This window comes from Acinetobacter sp. CWB-G5, assembly GCF_019209785.1.
GTDB lineage: Bacteria > Pseudomonadota > Gammaproteobacteria > Pseudomonadales > Moraxellaceae > Acinetobacter > Acinetobacter johnsonii.
This window is the reverse complement of the sequence record NZ_JAHUTF010000001.1, coordinates 301,654-320,968: the sequence shown is the minus strand read 5'-3', so window position 1 is coordinate 320,968 and position 19,315 is coordinate 301,654. Positions and strand designations below refer to the sequence as shown.

Below are 19,315 nucleotides of genomic sequence, written 5' to 3'. Positions count from 1 at the left end.
TATCGATTCGGAAAATAAAAAATGCGCAAGAATCAACAAGGGGCATCTTATATCGCCATTTTATTTGCAATCATGGGGTTTGCATTTATGGCGAAAGTGGCAATTGCAGTTTGGGCTCCCTATTTTGATGATCGGATGATCAATAGCCAAATTGAGGAAGTGTTTCAAAGCAGCCCGAAAAATATTCAGCCCGCGGAGTTTGAAAAGCAACTTTCAAAACGTCTGGAAATGAATGGTATTCGCGATGTGAAGATTAAAGAAATTATGCAAGTCACCAATACCGAAGGGTTGCAGGTGAAAAAGGAGTATGAGGTAAGAAAACCCTTCTTGCTGAATATAGATTTAGTATTAAAGTTCGAGAAAAGTTTTGATCAAAGCTCAGTCCAAGCTAAGTGAAGCCCGCTTAGCGAGCCGTATCGGTTATCAGTTTAAACAACCTGAGTTACTTCAGCTTGCACTGACCCACCGATCGGTGAGCCACAAATACAACTATGAGCGCCTAGAGTTTCTAGGCGATTCTTTGTTAGGGATGATTATTGCAAATTATCTCTATAAAGCTTATCCAACTGAGAACGAAGGCCGTTTGACGCGTATGCGTGCAACCTTGGTTCGTCAGGAAGCTTTAGGTAAAATTGCAAATGATTTAAAACTGAGCCAGTCACTCATTTTAAGTACAGGCGAGTTAAAATCAGGTGGACATCATCGCGAGTCCATTCTTGCGGATACAGTTGAATCGATTATTGGTGCAATCTATATGGATTGTAGTGATTTAACGGTGTTGGAGCCGATTGTGTTAAAATGGTACGAGCCATATTTAGACCATATCGAGCCAACCGATCAACTTAAAGATCCTAAATCTCGTTTACAAGAATATCTTCAGGCACGAAAAAAAGCGCTCCCTGTTTATGATGTAGTGGATATTCAAGGCGATGCACCCAATCAGCATTTCAAAGTGGAATGTAAAGTGGATGGATTGTCTGTTGTAATGGGTGAGGGCACCAGCCGTCGTTTTGCTGAACAAGCTGCCGCGGCGGACATTTTAAAACTTTTGGAGCAGTAATCTGCCATGTCAAATTCTTCCGATCACATCGATGCTGATCACGAGTCGCAAAGCGACAGTAATGATTTAATTAGCCAGTTTTTTAGCGAACAAGGCACAGAAATTCCAACGGATTTTCGTAGCGGCTTTGTAGCAATTGTCGGTCGTCCAAATGTAGGTAAGTCTACGTTGATGAACCATTTATTGGGTCAAAAATTATCGATTACTTCACGTAAGCCGCAAACTACACGCCATAAGATTGTGGGAATTGATTCACGTGAAAAATCTCAAGCGGTATTTGTTGATACGCCAGGGATGCATAAAAAAGAAGTACGCGCCATCAATAAAATGATGAACCGTGCTGCGTCTTCTGCATTGCGTGATGTCAACTTGGTATTGTTTGTTCTGGATGCAGACAAATGGACTCAAAACGATGAGCTCGTTTTGGAAAAACTCAAAAATGCTGAGATGCCAGTGATTCTTGTGATCAATAAAATTGATACACTTGAAAATAAAAATCATGCATTACCGTTAATTCAAGAACGTGCAAAATTAATGAATTTTGCTGAGATTGTTCCTGTTTCTGCACTCCGTGGTGCAAACTTAGACCATCTGCGCGATACCATCGAAAAATATTTACCTTTCCAACCACCGATGTATTCATTGGATCAACTGACAGATCGTTCTGAGCGTTTCTTGGCATCAGAAATTATCCGTGAAAAGATTATGCGTCAGTTGGGTGAAGAACTACCTTATGATTTAACCGTGCAAATTGAGTCGTTTAAGACTGAAGAAGCAACGGTGAATGAAAAAACAGGTCGTCCAAAACCAGCGTGTACATACATTGATGCAACGATTTTTGTAGACCGTCCAGGCCAGAAAGCGATTGTGATTGGTGAAAAAGGCGCCAAGCTTAAAAAAATTGGTATGGATGCCCGTATCGATATGGAAAAAATGTTTGAACAAAAGATCATGCTGACGCTTTGGGTTAAAGTGAAAGGTGGCTGGTCTGATGATGAGCGTGCATTGAAAAGCTTAGGTTATAGCGATATCTAAGTTTTAATAAAACAAATTTTTATAGGGATGGTGTTATGGTCAAAGTGTTCGCAGTAATGGCTTGTATGTTGTTTTTGCAAGGTTGTATACACAAGATCGTCACTGTTCCTGTAAAGATTGCGTATAAAACCACAAAAGGCGTGGTGAAAGGAACCGCAGCAGTGGTTGGTGCTGTTATCCCAGATGGGGATGATGAAGACAGCGAACAGAATGATAAAGATAAAAAAGATTAGTTAATTTCTCATGCGCAATGAAGTACTGCATGGTTATTTAATTCACCATAGAAAATACCGTGAACGTAGTCATATTGTGCATTTATTTACCCAAGAGCATGGGCGAGTTGATGGTATTTTAAGACAAACCCCGCCGCCACAATATCAGCCGATTTGTTTACAAGCTTCGGGTAAATCTGAACTCAAAAATTTTACAAAACTTGAAATTGTCAATCAGCCGATTTTTTTCTTCGGGGATGCTTTTTTTTCAGGTTTTTATCTCAATGAGATCCTGCTCAGGCTGTGTCCGCTCGAAGTACAAATGGAGCAAAGTTTTGCTCAATATGCACATACGCTAACGCAATTACAGCAACTGGCGCAGCAAGCCGATCCTAATCAATTTTTAAAACAAATTCTAAGACAGTTTGAGCATGAACTGCTGGAAGATTTGGGCTATGCCTTAGATTTTTCGACCGATGCCAATCAACTTGAAATTCAGGCATCACTCAACTATATATTCCAGCTGAATGAAGGCTTTATTCCTACTGCACAAGCTTCGCGAGCGACCTTAAACGGACAGCAAATTTTAAGCATGTGCCAATATGAAAAGGGTAGGGATTTTGGTTTGGAACAGTTACAATTACTGACCAAGTTGTATCGACAAATGATCAGTTCATTGTTGGGCGATCGCCCCTTAAAAAGTCGTCAGTTGTGGATTCAGAACACTCAAACTCAATCGTAATTAGGAAATGAATATGGCTGCATTACTTGGTGTAAATATTGACCACGTGGCAACTTTACGACAAGCGCGTGGGACTTCTTATCCAGATCCAGTCAATGCAGCACTGATCTGTGAGCAAGCGGGTGCAGAAGGTATTACTTTGCATTTACGTGAAGACCGTCGTCATATTCAGGACGATGATGTGCGTCGTATGCGTCCAGTGCTTAAAACACGTATGAATTTAGAGTTGGCAGTTACAGATGAAATGATTGCGTTTGCCAAAGAAATTAAACCGCATCATGTGTGTTTCGTTCCTGAAAAGCGCCAAGAAGTGACGACTGAAGGTGGTTTGGATGTGGTTGGACATTTTGACGATGTCAAAGCGGCGACTCAAGCCTTGTCTGAGATTGGCTGTGATGTGTCCTTGTTTATTGATGCTGACTTTGCACAAATTGATGCAGCGGTTGCTTGTGGTGCACCAACCATTGAAATTCATACAGGCGCTTATGCTGATGCAGAAACACCTGAAGCTCAGCAACATGAGCTTGAACGTATTGTCAAAGGTGCTGAATATGCGGCATCTAAGGGTTTAGTCGTCAATGCTGGGCATGGACTCAACCTTGAAAATGTAACGCCAATTGCGCAAATTCCACAGATCCACGAATTAAATATCGGTCATTCACTGATTGCCGATGCTATTTTTGTGGGTTTGGAACAAGCCGTGCGTGAAATGAAAGCAGTGATTAAAGCTGCACGTTAATTTTAAAGTTTCTAAGATTTGAATATGTCGAATATCAATTATGATGAACTCATGAAGCCCGTCATGGACTTCTTGGGCTGTGAAACACCAAAAACTTGGTTGGCTGAAGCACTGAATAATCTTGATGTGCTGATGCAAGACCACGCGAATTGTGAGAAGAAAGCTGCAGGCACAGCGATGAACCTGATGTTTCGCTATAGCTTTTTTACAGATTTGCAAGTCAAGCTTGCACAACTGGTTCGTGAAGAAATGTTGCATTATGAGCAAGTGCTTGAATTTATGAAAAAGCGCGGGCTAGAGTGGAGCAATCTGAGCGCTGGTCGTTATGCGGGTGGTTTACGTAAAGAAGTGCGGACTTATGAGCCTGAGGCTTTAATTGATATTTTAATCATTGGTGCCTTTGTAGAAGCACGTTCATGTGAGCGTTTCTACGCGTTAGCACCTTTGGTGGATGATGAATTAGGTCGTTACTATCGCTACCTTTTGAAGTCTGAATCACGCCATTTTGAAGACTATTTGGCTTTGGCTTTAGAGGTTGCGCAAACGGGTAAATTGAAGAACCCGAAAGAAGATATTCAAGCGCGTATTGATCATATCCGTAACGTCGAAAAAGAGCTAATTAGTACACCTGATGATGTGTTTCGTTTCCATAGTGGTGTGCCTGCGGAAGCGGCTTAGGAATATACGGGTGAATGCTATAGTTTGTAGACTGTTCGAAGTTGTAGATCCTCAGTGTAGATAACCCTGACTCATTAAAAGCCCAATCTTTATCGATTGGGCTTTTTAATTAGAGATGGGTAGATATGATGTATTGAGAGCTGTAATTCCTTTCCACAAAATCGCGAAATATGAGTCAGTGGAATGAGTTATTTGAGTAGGTGTGCTTAGAATTTTGACGATGATTTCTTGTACTTTTTTATATCTTTCACGTTCCACCATTGCACATCATGAAAAATGGTTACATCAGAAAGAGTATTTCGCAAAGTCTCAGGGACATGACTTAATTGGGTGGAAAAATCTATTTTCTTAAAAAATATTTTTAATGATTGGCTGTGGTGGGTGAATAAAAATTAAAAATAAGTTGTCATTTTACTCATAATGATTACATCCAGTAGAAATATCTTTATAAGCAGGATCACTAAAACTAAGCTGGTATTCCCAATCTTTTTGCCCTTTCCATTTTTTCATTTCAGTTGTTGTGATCGGGAAGTGATCTGGACGAACATCCACATGTGTTTTAAATGTGCTCATGATTTTTCTTGTGAATCATTTTTTAGTGTTTTTAAGATAAGTTATTTTTCGAGAATAGTTTAGTTCTGGCTTTCTGTTGAACTTAGCTGGAGGATTTACACCTTAAGCGGTAAAACATTTAATGTGTAGAAAAGAAGAAAGCCCACGACTTATAGTGTGGGCTTTCTTGAATTTGGCTCTCCAACCTGGGCTCGAACCAGGGACCTGCGGATTAACAGTCCGTCGCTCTACCGACTGAGCTATTGGAGAATCTGCATGCGATTATAAGGACATTTCATAGTGGGTCAAGTCTAAAATGTCATGTTGCTGTTATTTTTATATTGGATGCTTTTTATTTGAACAAAAAAATCATTTTCAAAAAAAAATCGTATTGAAGTGCTTGCAATGTGGAAACGTCATTGATAGTCTGATTTCAACAACAGAGCGTTTAAGTGAAAACTTAAACAGTGTGGATTTATAACCAACTTGCCAGCACTAAAATGGCTAAACAGGAGAAAGCGAATGAATACGCTTACTATTTCCGATATTTTTGCAAACCTAGCTGATTATCAAAATCAGTATCTTTCTATTATTTCAAACCCTGAACAATACTATACCCCTGTAGAGTCTGCCTATATTGATGTTTGGCCAGTCGGTTGTACAGACTTGTATTTGGGTGATTTATTACAACTTTGGTTTAGTGAGCGTTGGCTGGTCAATAGTCCTTGTCAGTTGCTTTCAACACAGTCGACGACTACTCTTAAAAGGACTGTGCAGCGAGAACATGATCTGTATTTGTATCAGTTGTCAGGCAGTGCTTTATTAGGTAATAATCGTTCAAAAGTCTGGTCTGCTGCTGAAGGTAAAAGTTTAGACGTGAGTTTAGACAGCGCATTTAAATACTATTGTATTTATAAAGGAGTTGAGCGTCCTGATGCCTCAAAATTGCAGACGCTGAAGACCTTTAAAACCGCAATTTGATCTGTCATGCTGAAGTAAAGTTTACTTTGGAGTAAAAAAGGCACTGAAATTTATCAGTGTCTTTCGTTTTTAGGGACGAATAATCATACAGGTGGCTGTGGCATGGGCATAGAGCTTACCGTCTTCATCTACAATTTTACCTTCAGAAATGCCTAAGTTCTTACTGATGTTGATCACGCTGCCGACGGCGAGTAGTTCTTTGTCTTTTGGAATTGGTCTACACATTTTAATATTCAGATCAATGGTGCCATAGCCAACACCTGCTTCAAGCATAGTATGTACGGCACACCCCGTCACTGAGTCGAGTACTGTTGCTGCAAAGCCACCATGCACGCCACCAAGCGGGTTTAAATGGCGATGATCCGCTTTTGCTTTAAAGCTAATTTTTCCTTCTGAAACTTCAAAAGGCTGCATGGGAATGGTTTCACTGATACTTGCGGGTGGAATTTTTCCTGTACACATGGCTTCTAAGAGTTGTAGTCCTGTCATTTCTTTCGGATTCATCTTGTTCATTCCTATATTTATCTATGAGTTCCTTTTTGGAACTTGTTATCTAATTAAGCAAAATTCACTCTTTTCGTCAATATTGAGCATTGGATTGATCAGTACAAAATCAACGGAATCGTAATCATGGATTGAGCTCATGCTATGAACATATTGTAGGGAAAAGATTTAGGATGATTCATTTTGATAATTTGAGTGTTGATAGAACGGAGCGGCCTAGACGTGAGCATTGTTTTAAAATGGTGCACAAAATTTATACACTCTTTTGTTTTTTATTTATATATAAGATAAACAAGGTTTTAGTCATTTTACACAGTCTTCACATGAAGAAGGAACTCACAATGAACGTGTCCTGTTTATGCGGTAAAACTAAGTTCCAAGCCGCACTTAAAAATCATGATGTGCATGCTTGTCATTGTTCTATGTGCCGCCAGCAGTCGAGCGGGGTGCTCATGAGTATTGATGTCGAACCTAGTAGTTTAAAGTTTGACAATCAAGAATATTTAAAATTATTTAAGTCGTCGGATTGGGGGGAACGTGGTTTTTGTAGCGAATGTGGCACGTCGCTTTTTTGGCGAACTCAGGACGGCAGCTATTGCAATATCAATGTATTTGCGATGGAAGAACAGCCAAAAGATTTAAAACTTACAACAGAAATTTATATTGATAATAAGCCTGATTTTTACCAATTCAAGTATTCTACAGAGCAGCTCACTGAAGCGGATGTAATTGCTTTATTTTCACCAGATGATGCTAAATAATAAGGTATTCAGGTTGAATCATCTGAGTTGCACATTGATATTGCTGATAAATTTCATGAGAAAAACTCTCTAGATTTAATAAGATATATTCGATATATCTAAAGCAGGCTGTTGAATAAGGACGCTCAAACATGCTGCTTAAAATTTCCATTGCAATGTTGGCCTTTGCAGCCAATTCGGTGCTATGTCGTTTAGCGTTGGCTGAGCAGCAGATTGATCCGATGAGTTTTAGCTTGCTTCGGGTCTGTAGCGGTGCAATGGTGTTATTTCTACTGTATATGCTCTCTACTCATAAGGCCAAAATAGAGTGGAGTATAAAAAATGGATTTTTTCTTGCCTTATATATTGTGGCTTTTTCACTGGCCTATTTGCATATCGATGCGGGTGTAGGTGCATTACTACTGTTTGGGACAGTGCAGTTAAGTATGGTCAGTTATGGACTGTGTCATGGTGAAAAAATCAATTTGCGACGCGGTTTGGGATTGTCGATTGCTATTTTAGGTCTTTTGATTTTATTGCTCCCAGGAGCTTCGGCACCTCCTTTGGGTTATGCTGCATTGATGGTGCTTTCAGGCATAGGTTGGGCGATGTATAGTATCGCAGGTAAAAAGATGCATAATCCTCTGGCCAGTAGCTTGGCAAATTTTGTAGTGGCGATTCCTTTTGTTGTCTTGGTCTATTTATTTTTTTACACACAGAGTTTTATCCAGCCAAAAGGTATGCTGTTGGCACTCTTATCTGGTGGTTTGGCATCAAGTGGGGCATATGTACTTTGGTATGCCATAGTGAAGAAAATTGATCGGGTCACGGCTAGTAGCGTGCAATTGTCCGTGCCATGTTTGGCGATTCTGGGTGGGGCATTGTTTATTGGTGAAGCGTTGAGCTTCCGAATCATTATTTCTGCGACGATTATTCTGGCAGGCATTGCCTTGGTGATTTCGGCGTCATCTAGCAACAAAGACGTAGATACAATAGATTCTGCTGGTACTACACGGCTCTAAAATTATTTAAATGGGCTTAAGAGCAAATTTTTCAGATTTTGTTTAAAAATAAAAAACCCGCGAAGTTCGCGGGTTTTTCTAATCTAACTTTAAAGGGTTAAATTATTTTTCAGCAGCAATTGAAGCAATCGCAGCATCTACGCCTTCGATTGAATCAGCCGCTTTCTTGATACGTGCAAGCGCATCTACAAGTACTTCATCAGCAGTTGCATAAGAAATACGCATGAAACCGCCTAAGCCGAATGCATCACCAGGAACTACGGCAACGCCAGTTTCTTCCAATAACCATTCAGAGAATTCTGTGCAAGATTTTAAGCCTTTCGCACGAATTAATGGACGGATGTTTGCATATGCATAGAATGCGCCATCAGCAGGTAAGCAAGAAATACCGTTGATGTCGTTCAAACCGCTAACAACTAAGTCATGACGGCGTTTGAATGCTTCAATCATTGGCTCAAGAACGTCTTGAGGGCCATTCAACGCAGCTTCAGCAGCAACTTGTGAAATAGAAGTTGGGTTTGAAGTTGATTGTGATTGGATTTTTTTCATTGCGCCAATAAGCTTAGCAGGGCCCGCTGCATAGCCAATACGCCAGCCAGTCATTGCATACGCTTTAGACACACCGTTTAACACGATTGTGCGGTCATAAAGGTCTGGTGCAACTGTTGCGATGTTGTAGAATTCGTCATCCCAACGGATTGGTTCGTACATATCGTCAGAAGCGATGTAAACTTCAGGGTATTTACGAAGAACGTCAGCCAAAGCTTCTAATTCAGCTTTAGTGTAGATCATACCTGTTGGGTTTGATGGGCTGTTTAAAACCACTAAACGAGTTTTGTCTGTGATCGCAGCTTCAAGTTGAGCAGGTGTGATTTTGAAACGTTGTTCTTCACCACATTTTACAATAACAGGAACACCTTCAGCGATAATCACCATGTCTGGGTAACTTACCCAAAATGGTGCAGGGATGATCACTTCATCACCTTTGTTTAACAAAGCTAATGCTAAGTTAAAGAATGACTGCTTGCCGCCGCAAGAAACCAAAATTTGGTTTGCAGCATAATCAAGGTTATTGTCACGCTTGAATTTTGCAATAATCGCTTTTTTAAGGCCAGGCGTACCATCTACAGCGGTGTACTTTGTGAAACCGTTGTTAATCGCTGCAATTGCTGCATCTTTGATGTGTTGTGGGGTGTCGAAGTCAGGTTCACCTGCGCCCAAGCCAATAACGTTCTTGCCAGCCGCTTTTAATTCAGCAGCTTTGTTGGTAACAGCAAGAGTTGGGGACGGTTTGATGGCATTCACACGATCAGAGAGACGTACGTCCACGGCAGTATTCCTTCTTATAGGGTTTAAAAAATAAAAAGCACACTATCTTAGCTTAAAAAACTCAAGCAAGGCGTTTAAAAACACAGATTTTCTGCAAAAAACATAAAAAAAATTCAATTTTGAATTAATGATTTCAAAAATGTACAGAATTAGGAAGTTTCTCGCATCTTTATGAAAAAAACTTTAAAATAAGCGCAATTTGATGAGAGTGATGGTCATGAGTAAGCAACAGCCTACTTCAAAAAAACCTTTGGTGAATCTCCCATTCCCAATGCCAAATGCAGAACAAAGTGCTGACGATGTTGCACATAATCAGGTTCGTCCAAAACCTGAACAGTATGCAGATCGTACTTGGATGCCACCACGTGGCACCCGTCGTTCAATGGGTAAGCGTTGATTCGCCATTGAGATAAAAAAAGCGCCCTGTTTAGGGCGCTTTTTTATTGATCATTCGCTGGGTTATAATTGGTAACCCGTCGATCATTTTCTGCATAGTAGGTTTTTTTGTGCTCATACATCGCAGTGTCGGCACGTTTAAGCATATCTTCAACCCGTTCATTTGGCTGGCTGGTGGCAGTGCCAATCGACACACTAATAGGTTGATGATTATTAAATTGGTTATCTACCATTAAAAGCTCATGCAAACTTTCAATACAATGGTTCAATGCGGCTTCATCGGCGGCAGGTAATAGCACCACAAATTCATCACCACCGATCCTTGAAGCAGAGTATTGCGTGTTTTCAATTAACTGATTCAGGGTATTCCCCATACGGCGTAATAAGCTATCGCCTTGATCATGGCCGAGATTGTCATTGATGGCTTTCAAGCCATTCATGTCTAGGAAAATACAAGACACAGGGCGCAGGTTGTTGCGCTCAAGTCGGTTGATTTCAGTGCTGTAGAAAGAGCGGTTATAAAGTTTGGTTAAGACATCATGTTTGCCCAAGTACTCAAGATAATTTTCGGCTTTTTTGCGCGCGGTAATATCGGTGAGTGCCAGTTGTACCATACCCCAATCGTCTTCGAAGCCCGGAAACACGGCAAAATGTAACAGCACATGGCGAATACTTCCATCGAGTGCATAATTGACCGCTTCGCAGTTATGTTGAATATTGCCATCCCATAGTTCGAGCAACTGATGTCGAAAGGTCTGTTGGGTTTCGTTTTGAAAGACTTTATGCAAATTTTTAAGTAAATGGTCTTTGTCACGTGCAGCAAACAAATCGAGTGTGGCTTGGTTTACATCTGTAACCATGATGTCTCTGAGGCATTCATTAATAAAGTCATTGTGGACATCAAGGAAGGTTTTAAAGTCACTGATCCCCAAACGACGTAAATGATCTAAACGTGCTTTGACTCGGCTAAAGTCCTCAACCCAAAGCGAAGTAGGCGAGTATTGAAAACGTGCCTCAGCAATTAAACGACTTTTTTCTTCTAAACGTTGTGCATTGGCATAGGGCGTGATGTCTTCCGTAGTGATCAAAACCAATGAAAGATCGTGTTCATGACCAGGAAGTACTGTCCCGCGCAGTCGAATGTCAAGGCGATGGCCTGTAAGCGTATAGTTTACAGCAGTATTTTCAAATAAGGTCTCACCATTCCAAAGTGCGACCAGCTCATTTAAATGAGTGCTTGACATATCTGCTTTAAAAATTTGCGCAAGGTTCGCAGTTAAATCTTCAAAACTTTCGGCTTCAAATTGTTTTAAGGTTTGCGGGTTGACATGCAGGACTTTAATTTTATGCGCACAACTTAAAATACGTGATTTGTCTTCCAACAGAAAAGACGCAATATCTTCAACACCTTCACTCCGCCAAAGATCGAATTGTTTTTGTACTTCACTAAAGTCTTCTAACCACATGGCAATGGGAGATAATTCAAAAATAGGAGAGTCCAATAATTGCATTTATATCTCGTTTTTATGTTGGAATTTAAAGCAGTATAAGCGCTAAAAAAACTTTTTAAAATAATGTGATAAAAAAAGTTATTTTTAAAATTAATGTGAGTTTATGGAGGGATTCAGTCAAAAAATGCATATTTATTGCTTATGGAAAGTGCATAAGCTCCAATGGTTTTGGAGCTGAAAAGAGTGTGTATGCTGATATTGATAAGCGCTAAATGCTTTGAGGTCGATAGCGAAAAGTTTGTGATTGTTGATATTGATGGTCGCGCCAAAATAAATTGATCACCAACAGGTTTGGAATTAATACCATGAAGAATAAATACATCAAAAAATTGCTTCGTTGTTGATGATAGATCTGCATGAAGTCTTGGCTACTGATGGTTGTGTTGTCTGTTGTGACCGATAACACTAAAACTTCTGGGTAGATAAACTGACGGCTGTCTGTGTAATAACTAATACTGACTTTTTGTTGTTGAAAGTTTTCTAAGAGTGGGCAGCTTTTAAAGCGATCCATAAAATTACAGACCAGTCTTAGTGGTTGCTGTTGAGAGGGTTCATTTAACACAACATCTTCATAATGTGATTTATTGCGCCCAGAGCCCACAGTGTAGCTATTTAAGAGAATTTGGCCCTCGACGTGTTGTGGGTTGGGTATGTGGTTTGCAATACGCACAGCTGAATAGTCGGTAAATTTGCTGAGACTGGAAAGTGCAAAAACATTAATGATGAAGAAGGGCGCCGTCATGAATAAAATATTTAAAAGGAGGTTGTTCTTTTTCGGTTGTTCGCTCTTTGTCTTTTTGAGGAAGGATAAGCATACAATGAAGATAAAGTAGACTGGGGATAGATTTATAAAATTAAAATCCTGAAACTGAGGCAGTTGATAAAATGCAATCAGCATGACAACGGCAATAGCCATACTGAAAAGTGCATGCTTGTTTCTTTGGGATTTTAAAGCTTCAAGCTGTCTATTTGTTCTCATGATTTATTTAAATTTTTGAAAAGTATGATTATGATTCAGAGTGTAAGTGAACTTTTAAAAGTTAAAAAGGGAAAAGTAGGAACAATACCGTCACATTTTTTGTCGTAGTTGGCGATTGGGAAGATTCAAATAACTCTATTATTTTTAACTAAAAAAGCCAATCTGATGGATTGGCTTTTTTGAGAAGACTGGATTTAACGTGAGGCTTTTCGCGCACGATGTTCAGGCTTCGGTGGTGCGATTTCTCGTGTGCCTTGCCAAACCTCAATGAAGTCTTGTTCATTGATATTATAAAGTTCCAACAGCGCTAGAATGGCACCACCAAAAAGCATGCGTCCCTCAGCGTTGGTCTCAAAATCAAATATTTTCCCAGACAGCGCATGTAAAATATCTTCAATTTCAAAAACACGATCACGACCATTACTGTCGGTTGGATACATGCGTGTGTTGAGAATAATTTTGGCTAAACTTTTTTCATTATCGGTTAAGGCCAAATGCTGAATCAGCATGTCATCATTTTGAGTGCTGAAAATCACAGCATCGTTAAAAATAGTATGCAAAAATTTTTTACTTAGGCGTGGCAGAGTTCTTTCCACAAATGGGCGAAATGATGCGGGGAAAATAACATTATGAGAAATGCCTTTAAACATAGGAGCAATTTCTTCAACTTTATAACCCGCAATACCACAGCCGATAGAGGTTAGAAAGTAAGTCATTTTAGGGTGATTTTTAGTATAGATTTTAAAGTCATCAATATAGTGTTGAATTTGCGAGAGCGGCATTTGCTGTAAGTGTTCGTTCATGGTGGGAATGGCATAACTTTGCCCTGACCATCCACGTCCGACGCCTTTGATTGCGCCAAAGTGCTCAAGTGCAGTTCGGGCAGCGCCATCCGCATGTTGACCTGCCATGTTACTACCAAACACAAATACGGTATGTTCATCTAGGTTTTTGACGATGCTTTCGTCATGATATTGGTATGTCATAGGCTCTGATTTTTCGCTCTTCTTCACTTCATGTTGCCCTTGAAATACGGGGGGGTCAAGTGAAAAATCTTTGTAATATTTTCAGTAAATTACATTAAAAATCTAAAAGCAAGAATTGCTCTGGATTGAATCTGTTAAAATAGACGGTTGAAGAAGCAAATCTTGGGATATGTCTGTGAGTGAGAAACAACCTTTTGATTTAGTCACCAATTACCAACCCGCAGGTGATCAGCCGCAAGCCATCGAAAAGCTTGTTGCTGGAATAGAAAAGGGCTATCACGACCAGTTGTTACTTGGGGTTACCGGTTCTGGTAAAACCTATACCATGGCCAACGTGATTGCACGGACGCAACGTCCGACCATTGTCATGGCACATAATAAAACCTTAGCTGCACAGCTTTATGGTGAGTTCAAATCTTTCTTTCCGAACAATGCCGTCGAATATTTTGTCAGTTATTATGACTATTACCAACCTGAAGCCTATGTCCCATCTTCAGACACATTCATTGAAAAAGATTCTGCGATCAATGACCACATTGACCAAATGCGTTTATCTGCAACACGTTCTCTCTTAGAACGTCGCGATGCAATTATTGTTGCTTCAGTTTCTGCTATTTATGGTTTGGGTGACCCTAATGCCTATATGAGCATGTTGCTACATATTGTACAGGGCGATCGTATCGCACGTGATGACGTCATTCGTCGTTTGGTGGAAATGCAATATAGCCGTAATGAGCTTGAGTTTTTACGCGGTACCTATCGTATCCGCGGTGAAATTATCGATATTTTCCCTGCCGAATCGGATCAGCATGCGATTCGAATCGAGTTGTTTGATGATGAAGTAGATTCGATTCGTTGGTTCGATCCACTGACAGGCAAACTTGTCCGTAAAGTTCCGCGCGTGACAATTTACCCAAAAAGTCACTATGTAACACCGAAAGATAATTTAGAGCGCGCCATCGGCACGATTCGTGAAGAGTTAAAAGAGCGTTTAGGTTTCTTTCGTGCACATGACAAATTGCTTGAAGCTCAGCGAATTGAGCAACGTACCCGTTATGATTTAGAAATGATGCAGCAGTTGGGCTATACCAACGGTATTGAAAACTATTCACGTCATTTGTCAGGTCGTCCCGCGGGCGAAGCACCACCGACCTTATTTGATTATGTTCCTGACGATGCCTTACTGATTATTGATGAGTCACACGTGACTGTGCCGCAAATTGGCGCGATGTATAAAGGTGACCGTTCGCGTAAAGAAAACTTGGTGAATTATGGTTTCCGTCTCCCTAGTGCTCTAGATAACCGTCCAATGCAGTTTGAAGAGTGGGAGCGGATTACCCCAGCTACAATTTATGTCAGTGCAACCCCAGCCAAATACGAGCTTGAAAAAGCCGAGCAAATAGCTGAGCAGGTGGTTCGTCCTACAGGGTTGATTGACCCTGAAATTGAAGTACGTCCGGTATTGACTCAAGTTGATGATGTCTTGTCTGAGATCAATATCCGCAAAGATCTAGATGAGCGTGTCTTGGTTACCACCTTAACTAAACGTATGGCAGAGGATTTAAGCTCGTATTTGAAAGAGTATGGGGTCAAAGTTGCTTATCTGCATTCAGATATTGACACTGTTGAACGGGTGAAAATTATTCATGATTTACGTTCAGGTGTCTACGATGTTCTCGTCGGGATCAACTTACTACGTGAAGGCTTGGACATGCCTGAAGTGTCTTTGGTGGCGATCTTGGATGCGGACAAAGAGGGTTTCTTACGTTCTGAGCGCTCTTTGATTCAAACCATTGGTCGTGCAGCACGTAATGTAAAAGGCAAAGCGATTTTATATGGTGATCGGATTACCGATTCGATGCAAAAAGCCATCGATGAAACAGCCCGTCGCCGTGAAAAACAAATGGCCTTTAATGAGCTGCATGGCATTATTCCGCGTAGCACCATCAGACAAAATAAAAAGGATATTGATACAGGCGAAGTGCTGACAGATGATCAAGTTGAAAGTGGTATCATAGATCAACACCAAACCCTCAGTGCAGATGAACAGCACTTGCTGTCCGATCCGAAACTTCTTGCCAAGTACTTAACTAAGCTGGAAAAAGAAATGTTAAAAGCTTCTAAAGAGCTACAGTTTGAGCAAGCTGCACGTCTACGAGATGAAATTTTGCGCTTAAAGGCGCAACTTCTAACCTAAGTTGCATTTACATAACGCTACAGTAATTTGGGCAAAAAGCATTATTTTTTAAAGAGATGTTTATTTTTAGATCATAAATTCTGAAATATTAAAGGTACAGTTTATGTCTGCAAATCTTCCAAAGGCGGGGTTTACGCTTGCCAAAATTGCTGTAGGTGGTGCTGTTTTAGTCGGGTTAGGCATGGCAACCATGGCTTACGCCCAAAGCAAACCCTTAGCCGTGGTGGATAAGGTTGAATTAGACCGTTATTTGGGTGTTTGGTACGAAATTGCACGTAAGCCCATGTACTTTCAAAATAAATGTGGAAGTAATGTCTCGGCTACCTATACCCTGAATGAAAATGGCAATGTGACAGTAGATAACCGATGTTATGCTCAAGATGGTAAGCTGATGCAGTCCATAGGTGAAGCATTTGTACAAAACCCACCTTTTAACAGTAAGTTGAAAGTGAGTTTTTTACCTGAGGCGGTGCGTTGGTTACCTGTGGCACGGGGGGATTATTGGATTTTAAAAATTGATGATGACTATCAAACGGTTTTAGTGGGTGAGCCACGCCGTAAATATATGTGGGTGCTTTCTCGCTCGCCACAACCAGACCAAAAAGTTATTAATGAATACTTAGAATATGCAAAGTCAGTGGGTTATGATTTGAATGATCTGATTCATACCAAACAATTGCAAAAGTAAAATTTATTAAGCCTTGAAAGCCATGCTGAAGCATGGCTTTTTTAGTTTCATATACGTATTTTAAAACTTGAATAATAAAGCTTTATCCAGTCGAACGCTTTATAATCGGCGCTTATTAAAATCGTGTAAATCAATGTGGAGTGAAGGATGTATAAAGGTGTTGCACTATCGGTTTTAGCATCCGTCACTTTTGGTATTTTGTATTTTTATACCTTTTTTTTAAAGCCCTTAGATAGTGAGCAAACTTTTGCTTGGCGTATGCTTTCGACCTTACCCTTTTTAACCGCATTCATGTGGTGGAGTGGCGATTTAAAACTCATTTCGGAGTTGTTTAAGCGTATCTTTAAACAACCTTGGATGTTTGCTTGGTTATTGTTCAGTTCGGTTTTATGTACCACGCAGTTGTGGCTATTCTTATGGGGACCCATGAATGGTCGTGGTCTACAAGTATCGCTTGGCTATTTTTTACTGCCTTTGGTCATGGTGTTGGTTGGTTGCATCCTTTACAAGGAAAAACTATCCCGTTGGCAAATGGCCGCGGTAGCCTTTGCTGTGCTTGGGGTAGGACATGAAATTTGGCGTATTGGTAGCATGGCATGGGAAACGGTTTATATCGCTTTGGCTTATCCTTTGTATTTCTTCCTGCGCCGTGTTTGTAAAACGGATCATTTGGGTGGCTTCTGGTGGGATCTGTTTTTAATTTTACCTGTCGCGTTTTATTTGGGCTTTGTGCATAGCGATAGTTTGGCTTTGATACAAGAGTTTCCACATCTGATTTTGGCGGTCATCGGACTGGGTTTCTTAAGTGCAATGGGACTCGGAAGTTATATACTCGCGAGTCGTTATTTACCTTTTGTGATCTTTGGTTTGCTGAGTTATTTGGAGCCTGTTTTATTAGCAGGAGCATCAGTTGCCATGGGAGAGCGTATAGAGCCAGGTGAGTGGTTTACCTATATTCCAATTTGGTTCGCAGTCTTATTGCTTATTATTGAAGGTGTGTTGCATTTATATAAACAGCAACAAAATAAAAAACAGCTCGAACGAAATATTGAGCATTTTGAAAAAAAGCAACATTCAGACTAATTTGATGATGTTCGGAGCTGTCATTGCGCTGGAATTTGGGCGATAAGCAAGTTCCTGATTTGTTTATTGCCCTTTAAGAATAGTTGACTGTTTGATAAAACATCATTTGTGTAACTGTTTATTTTTTATCTAAAAAATATTTTTTTAATTTTTATACTGCAAAATCATAAGACTAAATGCAATCATTTCTTAAATTAATAATGAATATACGACAAAAAACATCATGCATTTACAGCTTTCGATTCAAACTTGGCGCTAAATCCTTTACAATTGTTGGGTTTTAAAATTTATGCTTAGATTAAATTAATTAGAGGACGTATCTGTGAGCAAAGAGACTATCATCGCCCTACACGCAGAACACCAAGGTCGCTGGAAAAACCGTGAAGAAATCGCGGAACAAATGATCGCTTTGATCGGTCAGCTTTACCGTGAAAAAAATATTGTGGTTTCAGTGTTTGGACGTTCTTTAGTTAACCGTTCAGTTATCCAAATTTTAAAAGCGCACCGTTTCACTCGTATGATGGACGTTGAGCTTTCAGTTGTACACACGTTCCCAATTCTTGAAGCGTTGGCTAAAATTGAAAATATCGGTACTGCTGAAATTGATCTAGGCAAATTAGCCGTTGCATTTAAAGAGCAAGGTGGCGATGTTGATGCATTTGTTGCAGCCGCTGTTAAATCTGTAGAAGGTCGTGCGACTTCAGTAGAAGGTCGTGACGTTGTCCTTTACGGTTTTGGTCGTATCGGTCGTATTCTTGCACGTTTAATGATTGGTCAGTCTGGTCTTGGTCGTGGTTTGAACCTAAAAGCGATTGTGGTTCGTAAGTCATCTGATGGTGATTTGGAAAAACGAGCGTCTTTATTACGCCGTGACTCAATCCATGGTCCATTCTCTGGTACGATTTCTGTTGATGAAGAAAACGAAGCAATCATTGCCAACGGTCAATTCATCAAAGTGATTTATGCGTCGAACCCAACTGAAGTTGATTATACCGATTATGGTATTAGCAATGCGTTAGTGATCGACAACACAGGTAAATGGCGTGATGCTGAAGGTCTTGCTCAACACCTTAAGTGCCCAGGTGCTGCACGTGTGATCTTGACTGCACCAGGTAAAGGCGACATGAAGAACGTTGTATTTGGTGTGAACCAAGCAGATATTCTTGATGAAGATACCATTATCTCTGCTGCAAGCTGTACAACCAACGCAATTACACCAACACTTAAAGTGTTGCATGACAAATACACAGTGTTGAATGGTCATGTTGAAACAGTTCACTCGTTTACAAACGACCAGAACTTAATCGACAACTACCATAAAGCAGACCGTCGTGGTCGTGCTGCAACGTTAAATATGGTAATTACTGAAACTGGTGCAGCTAAAGCAGTTGCGAAAGCACTTCCAGCACTTCAAGGTAAACTGACAGGTAACTCTGTACGTGTTCCAACACCAAACGTTTCACTTGCGATTTTGAACTTAACTTTAGATAAAGAAGTTGATCGTGATGAAGTGAACGAATACATTCGTAAAATTTCAATCAGCTCTAGCCTTCAAGGTCAGATCGGTTATACCAACTCGACTGAAGTTGTATCATCTGACTTTATCGGTTCACGTACAGCAGGTGTATTTGATGCGCAAGCAACAATCACTTCGGGTAACCGTTTAACTGCTTATGTTTGGTACGATAACGAAGTTGGTTATAGCTGCCAAGTGTTACGTATTGCAGAGCAAATGGGCGGCGTAAGCTATCCAAAAATTCCAGCTGAAACAAATGCATAATTTGTAATAGCGACTAAAAAGAGCCTCAATTGAGGCTCTTTTTTTTGCGCTGTTGTTGTGGATGAGGCCAATCAGGTGCGTTGGGGGTGACATAAGTATTG

Annotated in this window: 21 protein-coding genes and 1 tRNA gene; 15 read left to right on the top strand and 7 right to left on the bottom strand. The window is 40.3% G+C overall.

What is annotated here, in order from left to right:
* Positions 1-21: 21 nt before the first annotated feature.
* The 7 genes from KVY11_RS01615 to KVY11_RS01585 are packed head-to-tail and all read left to right on the top strand — an operon-like array spanning position 22 to position 4,466.
* Positions 22-396, top strand: a complete 375-nt coding sequence (locus tag KVY11_RS01615; RefSeq protein ID WP_183176184.1) for a DUF4845 domain-containing protein — start codon at positions 22-24, stop codon at positions 394-396.
* The gene (rnc, locus tag KVY11_RS01610; RefSeq protein WP_183176185.1) at positions 368-1,060 is read left to right on the top strand and encodes a ribonuclease III; all 693 of its coding nucleotides are present in this window, start codon (positions 368-370) and stop codon (positions 1,058-1,060) included. The genes KVY11_RS01615 and rnc overlap by 29 nt, the downstream gene beginning before the upstream one ends.
* A 6-nt stretch (positions 1,061-1,066) precedes the next feature.
* Positions 1,067-2,095, top strand: a complete 1,029-nt coding sequence (gene era, locus KVY11_RS01605) for a GTPase Era (protein WP_168159045.1) — start codon at positions 1,067-1,069, stop codon at positions 2,093-2,095.
* Between the two features lie 35 nt (positions 2,096-2,130).
* Complete coding sequence (locus tag KVY11_RS01600; RefSeq protein ID WP_004693662.1) at positions 2,131-2,328, top strand: NF038104 family lipoprotein; 198 nt, start codon at positions 2,131-2,133, stop codon at positions 2,326-2,328.
* Between the two features lie 10 nt (positions 2,329-2,338).
* Positions 2,339-3,049 (top strand): DNA repair protein RecO, encoded by a 711-nt coding sequence (gene recO / locus KVY11_RS01595; RefSeq protein WP_004980401.1) that lies wholly within the window; start codon positions 2,339-2,341, stop codon positions 3,047-3,049.
* Between the two features lie 13 nt (positions 3,050-3,062).
* Positions 3,063-3,788 carry a pyridoxine 5'-phosphate synthase gene (pdxJ, locus tag KVY11_RS01590; RefSeq protein WP_062032398.1) on the top strand — a complete coding sequence of 242 codons (726 nt, stop codon included), beginning with the start codon at positions 3,063-3,065 and terminating at the stop codon, positions 3,786-3,788.
* 24 nt (positions 3,789-3,812) lie between these two features.
* A complete protein-coding gene (locus KVY11_RS01585; protein ID WP_062032402.1) occupies positions 3,813-4,466 on the top strand; it encodes a tRNA-(ms[2]io[6]A)-hydroxylase in 654 nt (217 codons plus the stop codon).
* A gap of 411 nt (positions 4,467-4,877) precedes the next feature.
* Here KVY11_RS01585 and KVY11_RS01580 read toward each other — a convergent pair whose 3' ends face one another.
* Together KVY11_RS01580 and KVY11_RS01575 are read right to left on the bottom strand one after the other, a co-directional pair.
* Positions 4,878-5,039, bottom strand: coding sequence for a hypothetical protein (locus tag KVY11_RS01580; RefSeq protein ID WP_216491007.1), 162 nt, complete (start codon positions 5,037-5,039; stop codon positions 4,878-4,880).
* Positions 5,040-5,212: 173 nt separating this feature from the next.
* Positions 5,213-5,288 (bottom strand) — tRNA-Asn (locus tag KVY11_RS01575).
* A 252-nt stretch (positions 5,289-5,540) separates the two neighbouring features.
* On the opposite strand from KVY11_RS01575, the gene KVY11_RS01570 reads away from it, so the two are divergent.
* Positions 5,541-5,999: a hypothetical protein gene (locus tag KVY11_RS01570; protein WP_218287905.1), complete on the top strand. Its 459-nt coding sequence runs from the start codon at positions 5,541-5,543 to the stop codon at positions 5,997-5,999.
* A 69-nt stretch (positions 6,000-6,068) separates the two neighbouring features.
* Here KVY11_RS01570 and KVY11_RS01565 read toward each other — a convergent pair whose 3' ends face one another.
* Positions 6,069-6,503 carry a PaaI family thioesterase gene (locus KVY11_RS01565; protein WP_218287904.1) on the bottom strand — a complete coding sequence of 145 codons (435 nt, stop codon included), beginning with the start codon at positions 6,501-6,503 and terminating at the stop codon, positions 6,069-6,071.
* 341 nt (positions 6,504-6,844) lie between these two features.
* Here KVY11_RS01565 and KVY11_RS01560 point away from each other — a divergent pair, with 341 nt between their 5' ends.
* Both KVY11_RS01560 and KVY11_RS01555 read left to right on the top strand, forming a co-directional pair.
* Entirely contained in the window at positions 6,845-7,264 is a 420-nt protein-coding gene (locus KVY11_RS01560) for a GFA family protein (RefSeq protein WP_148826274.1), read from the top strand.
* Between the two features lie 131 nt (positions 7,265-7,395).
* Positions 7,396-8,265, top strand: coding sequence for a DMT family transporter (locus tag KVY11_RS01555; protein WP_218287903.1), 870 nt, complete (start codon positions 7,396-7,398; stop codon positions 8,263-8,265).
* 102 nt (positions 8,266-8,367) lie between these two features.
* On the opposite strand, the gene KVY11_RS01550 is transcribed toward KVY11_RS01555, so the two are convergent.
* Positions 8,368-9,594 carry a pyridoxal phosphate-dependent aminotransferase gene (locus tag KVY11_RS01550; RefSeq protein ID WP_005399684.1) on the bottom strand — a complete coding sequence of 409 codons (1,227 nt, stop codon included), beginning with the start codon at positions 9,592-9,594 and terminating at the stop codon, positions 8,368-8,370.
* 217 nt (positions 9,595-9,811) lie between these two features.
* Between KVY11_RS01550 and KVY11_RS01545 the strand changes: the two genes are divergently transcribed.
* Positions 9,812-9,991: a hypothetical protein gene (locus KVY11_RS01545; protein ID WP_004693646.1), complete on the top strand. Its 180-nt coding sequence runs from the start codon at positions 9,812-9,814 to the stop codon at positions 9,989-9,991.
* 43 nt (positions 9,992-10,034) lie between these two features.
* Here the strand turns inward: KVY11_RS01545 and KVY11_RS01540 are convergent, their stop codons facing one another.
* From KVY11_RS01540 to KVY11_RS01530, 3 genes are all read right to left on the bottom strand, one after another.
* Positions 10,035-11,501, bottom strand: a complete 1,467-nt coding sequence (locus KVY11_RS01540; protein ID WP_218287902.1) for a sensor domain-containing diguanylate cyclase — start codon at positions 11,499-11,501, stop codon at positions 10,035-10,037.
* Positions 11,502-11,709: 208 nt separating this feature from the next.
* Positions 11,710-12,417, bottom strand: coding sequence for a hypothetical protein (locus tag KVY11_RS01535; RefSeq protein WP_195728892.1), 708 nt, complete (start codon positions 12,415-12,417; stop codon positions 11,710-11,712).
* 257 nt (positions 12,418-12,674) lie between these two features.
* Positions 12,675-13,466, bottom strand: coding sequence for a hypothetical protein (locus tag KVY11_RS01530; protein ID WP_058869426.1), 792 nt, complete (start codon positions 13,464-13,466; stop codon positions 12,675-12,677).
* Between the two features lie 175 nt (positions 13,467-13,641).
* Here KVY11_RS01530 and uvrB point away from each other — a divergent pair, with 175 nt between their 5' ends.
* From uvrB to KVY11_RS01510, 4 genes are all read left to right on the top strand, one after another.
* Positions 13,642-15,663: an excinuclease ABC subunit UvrB gene (gene uvrB, locus KVY11_RS01525; protein WP_218287901.1), complete on the top strand. Its 2,022-nt coding sequence runs from the start codon at positions 13,642-13,644 to the stop codon at positions 15,661-15,663.
* 103 nt (positions 15,664-15,766) lie between these two features.
* Positions 15,767-16,351, top strand: coding sequence for a lipocalin family protein (locus KVY11_RS01520; protein WP_004693638.1), 585 nt, complete (start codon positions 15,767-15,769; stop codon positions 16,349-16,351).
* Between the two features lie 147 nt (positions 16,352-16,498).
* Positions 16,499-17,434 carry an EamA family transporter RarD gene (gene rarD / locus KVY11_RS01515; RefSeq protein WP_218287900.1) on the top strand — a complete coding sequence of 312 codons (936 nt, stop codon included), beginning with the start codon at positions 16,499-16,501 and terminating at the stop codon, positions 17,432-17,434.
* A 322-nt stretch (positions 17,435-17,756) separates the two neighbouring features.
* Positions 17,757-19,214 carry a glyceraldehyde-3-phosphate dehydrogenase gene (locus KVY11_RS01510; RefSeq protein WP_004980374.1) on the top strand — a complete coding sequence of 486 codons (1,458 nt, stop codon included), beginning with the start codon at positions 17,757-17,759 and terminating at the stop codon, positions 19,212-19,214.
* Positions 19,215-19,315: the final 101 nt, after the last annotated feature.

Coding starts and splice junctions, on each gene's coding strand:
- KVY11_RS01540 (WP_218287902.1), bottom strand. CDS start 11,501: ATGCAATTATTGGACTCTCCTATTTTTGAATTATCTCCCATTGCCATG.
- pdxJ (WP_062032398.1), top strand. CDS start 3,063: ATGGCTGCATTACTTGGTGTAAATATTGACCACGTGGCAACTTTACGA.
- KVY11_RS01520 (WP_004693638.1), top strand. CDS start 15,767: ATGTCTGCAAATCTTCCAAAGGCGGGGTTTACGCTTGCCAAAATTGCT.
- KVY11_RS01600 (WP_004693662.1), top strand. CDS start 2,131: ATGGTCAAAGTGTTCGCAGTAATGGCTTGTATGTTGTTTTTGCAAGGT.
- KVY11_RS01615 (WP_183176184.1), top strand. CDS start 22: ATGCGCAAGAATCAACAAGGGGCATCTTATATCGCCATTTTATTTGCA.
- rarD (WP_218287900.1), top strand. CDS start 16,499: ATGTATAAAGGTGTTGCACTATCGGTTTTAGCATCCGTCACTTTTGGT.
- KVY11_RS01530 (WP_058869426.1), bottom strand. CDS start 13,466: ATGACATACCAATATCATGACGAAAGCATCGTCAAAAACCTAGATGAA.
- KVY11_RS01565 (WP_218287904.1), bottom strand. CDS start 6,503: ATGAATCCGAAAGAAATGACAGGACTACAACTCTTAGAAGCCATGTGT.
- KVY11_RS01585 (WP_062032402.1), top strand. CDS start 3,813: ATGTCGAATATCAATTATGATGAACTCATGAAGCCCGTCATGGACTTC.
- recO (WP_004980401.1), top strand. CDS start 2,339: ATGCGCAATGAAGTACTGCATGGTTATTTAATTCACCATAGAAAATAC.
- KVY11_RS01570 (WP_218287905.1), top strand. CDS start 5,541: ATGAATACGCTTACTATTTCCGATATTTTTGCAAACCTAGCTGATTAT.
- KVY11_RS01545 (WP_004693646.1), top strand. CDS start 9,812: ATGAGTAAGCAACAGCCTACTTCAAAAAAACCTTTGGTGAATCTCCCA.
- KVY11_RS01555 (WP_218287903.1), top strand. CDS start 7,396: ATGCTGCTTAAAATTTCCATTGCAATGTTGGCCTTTGCAGCCAATTCG.
- KVY11_RS01560 (WP_148826274.1), top strand. CDS start 6,845: ATGAACGTGTCCTGTTTATGCGGTAAAACTAAGTTCCAAGCCGCACTT.
- era (WP_168159045.1), top strand. CDS start 1,067: ATGTCAAATTCTTCCGATCACATCGATGCTGATCACGAGTCGCAAAGC.
- KVY11_RS01580 (WP_216491007.1), bottom strand. CDS start 5,039: ATGAGCACATTTAAAACACATGTGGATGTTCGTCCAGATCACTTCCCG.
- KVY11_RS01535 (WP_195728892.1), bottom strand. CDS start 12,417: ATGGCTATTGCCGTTGTCATGCTGATTGCATTTTATCAACTGCCTCAG.